This is a genomic window from Sphingomonas asaccharolytica NBRC 15499 (assembly GCF_001598355.1).
In the GTDB taxonomy this organism is placed as follows: domain Bacteria; phylum Pseudomonadota; class Alphaproteobacteria; order Sphingomonadales; family Sphingomonadaceae; genus Sphingomonas; species Sphingomonas asaccharolytica.
This window is the reverse complement of record NZ_BCYU01000190.1, coordinates 1-607: the sequence shown is the minus strand read 5'-3', so window position 1 is coordinate 607 and position 607 is coordinate 1. Positions and strand designations below refer to the sequence as shown.

1 pseudogene is annotated in these 607 nt (G+C 67.2%); it reads left to right on the top strand.

Annotated features, from left to right (window positions below):
• Positions 1-14: 14 nt before the first annotated feature.
• Positions 15-607 (top strand): annotated as a pseudogene (locus SAS01S_RS22960) (hypothetical protein); the annotation flags it as partial.

The window sequence follows — 607 nt, the reverse complement described above, 5'->3', positions numbered from 1 at the left end:
CGGGCGGCCCGAGCGTGACCACCGCCGGGATCAACGCGGCCAACAAGGTCATCACCAACGTCGCACCGGGCGTGATCAATGCGGCCTCGACCGATGCGGTCAACGGCTCCCAGCTGTTCGCGACCAACCAGGCGGCCAATGCGGGTTGGAACGTGACGGCGCAGGGCGCCAACGCGACCAATGTCGGCGTGGCCAGCGCCACTGGCAACAATGTCGACCTGAACAATAGCGACGGCAACATCGTGGTCAGCAAGACCGCGGCCAGCAACAATGTCGGCTTCAATCTCGCCCCGGTCCTGGCGATCGGCACCGCGGTAAATGTCGGCGGCGCGGGCGGTGCCAGCATCACCAGCACCGGCTTCACCACCAATGGCGGCACCGGTCCGAGCCTGACCAATGTCGGGATCAGCGCGGCCGGCACGACCATCACCAATGTCGCGGCGGGCGTGAACCCGACCGATGCGGTGAATGTCAGCCAACTGACCTCATCGACCGGCGGCGTCGTGACGACCGGCCTGAACTTCACCGCCAACGACGCGACCGCGGGCATCGTCCACCGCGACCTCGGCACCGCCTTGACGATCAAGGGCACGGCGACCACGTCCGG